Origin of the sequence: Mesorhizobium sp. M7A.F.Ca.CA.004.04.2.1 (genome assembly GCF_004022825.1) — a bacterium.
Taxonomy (GTDB): Bacteria; Pseudomonadota; Alphaproteobacteria; order Rhizobiales; family Rhizobiaceae; genus Mesorhizobium.
Window position 1 is genome coordinate 1 of record NZ_RZPH01001209.1, and the last position, 1,606, is coordinate 1,606.

3 protein-coding genes are annotated in these 1,606 nt (G+C 64.3%); 2 read left to right on the forward strand and 1 reads right to left on the reverse strand.

Going from position 1 to position 1,606, the window contains the following annotated elements; all coding sequences use genetic code 11:
* Positions 1–146 precede the first annotated feature (146 nt).
* Positions 147–380, forward strand: a complete 234-nt coding sequence (locus EN893_RS33060; protein WP_164748880.1) for a DUF1289 domain-containing protein — start codon at positions 147–149, stop codon at positions 378–380.
* 7 nt (positions 381–387) lie between these two features.
* Positions 388–1,092 carry a TIGR02281 family clan AA aspartic protease gene (locus EN893_RS33065; RefSeq protein WP_127270820.1) on the forward strand — a complete coding sequence of 235 codons (705 nt, stop codon included), beginning with the start codon at positions 388–390 and terminating at the stop codon, positions 1,090–1,092.
* A 10-nt stretch (positions 1,093–1,102) separates the two neighbouring features.
* Here the strand turns inward: EN893_RS33065 and EN893_RS33070 are convergent.
* A partial coding sequence (locus EN893_RS33070; protein ID WP_206640223.1) for a tRNA-dihydrouridine synthase occupies positions 1,103–1,606 on the reverse strand: 504 nt, incomplete at its 5' end.

Here is a 1,606-nt window from a genome sequence, read left to right on the forward strand (position 1 = left end):
GGTTGGCACAACCTCCGGGATGATGGGCCTGCATTTGCCGCAAAGCCGGCCCCGAAGGGCGCAATCGCGAGGGCTTGCATTGGCTTTGCCATTGCACCATGTGGAGGTGGAACAAGGGATTCCGGATGGAAGCCCAAGAGAAAGTCATGACGGCCATCGAATCCCCGTGCATCCTGGTCTGTTCGATCGACATGAAAACCGGCTTCTGTTTCGGTTGCGGTCGCACGCGCGAGGAAATCGGCGCCTGGATCGGGATGACGACGGAAACGCGCCGCAGCGTCATGGCGCAATTGCCGGCCCGGCTGGAGACGGTCGAACGCCGGCCGCGCCGGGAAACTCGCCGCACCCGTATGGCGCGCGAACGCGGCGCGCTATCGTGAGGTGCGGATGAGCCGGTTGTTCTGGATTTTGATGGCCGCGATCGGGGTGGGAGCAGTCCTGCTCATGCTCAATGATTCCGCCGGCAGCACGCTCGGCGTCGAGAACAACGATTTCAGCCGGCTGATCTGGCTCGGTGCCTTTGGCGCCCTTATCGGCGCCGGCCTGCTTCGCTCGGGCCGCCCCCTGGGCGCCATGGCCCGCAATCTCGGCGCCTGGGCGGCGATCGCACTCGCGCTGATCGCCGGCTACCAGTATCGCTATGAGTTGCAGGATGTCGCCAGCCGGGTGACCGCGGGCCTTGTTCCCGGCAGCCCGCTTGCGCTTGGCGTCGAGGACGGCCACGCCACGGTGACGCTCGACAAGGCGGACAACGGCCATTTCGAAGCGCGCATCCTGATCAATGGCAACCCGGTCCGGGCCGTGGTGGATACCGGCGCGACCAGCACCGTGCTGACGTCGCAGGATGCGCAGGCCGCCGGATTCAATCCAGCGGCGCTCAACTACACCATACCGGTTTCGACCGCCAACGGCATGGCGCGCGCCGCGGCCGTGAAAACCGATCAGATTGCGATCGGCGGCATCATGCGCAGGGATATGTCGGTGATGATCGCCGCACCCGGAATGCTCAGCCAGAGCCTGCTCGGCATGAACTTCATCGGTTCATTGTCGGGTTTTGACGTGCGCGGCGACCGCATGATCCTCAGGGATTGATCCCCGAAGCTCAAGCCGCTTCGGCTGCTGCGCCACCGAACTCGACGGCCGCGTAAGCCGTCTTCAGCACGTCCGGGCCGGCCCCGGGTTTTGTCGCGTCCGTGGACAGGATCTGCCGGTAGCGGCGCGCACCGGGCAGGCCATGGAACAGTCCGACCATATGGCGGGTGACATGGCCAAGCCGCCCACCCTGCTCGATATGGCGTGCCGCATAGTCCGCCATCGCATCGATCAGCGCGGCGAAATCGAACGGCTCGGACTGGACGCCGTAGAAAGCGGCATCGACGCCGGCCAGAATGCCGGGCGTGTGGTAGGCGGCGCGGCCAAGCATCGCGCCATCGACATGACCGAGATGCTTCTGCGCCTCTTCAATCGACTGAATTCCACCATTGATGCCAATGAATTCGTTATGTTTTCTGACCTTCAGCCGATAGACCCTGTTGTAGTCGAGCGGCGGGATGTCACGGTTTTCCTTGGGGCTCAGCCCTTCCAGCCACGCCTTGCGTGCATGCAC

Excerpts from the sequence above, each read along its gene's own strand:
- EN893_RS33060 (WP_164748880.1), top strand. The coding sequence starts at position 147 with ATGACGGCCATCGAATCCCCGTGCATCCTGGTCTGTTCGATCGACATG.
- EN893_RS33065 (WP_127270820.1), top strand. The coding sequence starts at position 388 with ATGAGCCGGTTGTTCTGGATTTTGATGGCCGCGATCGGGGTGGGAGCA.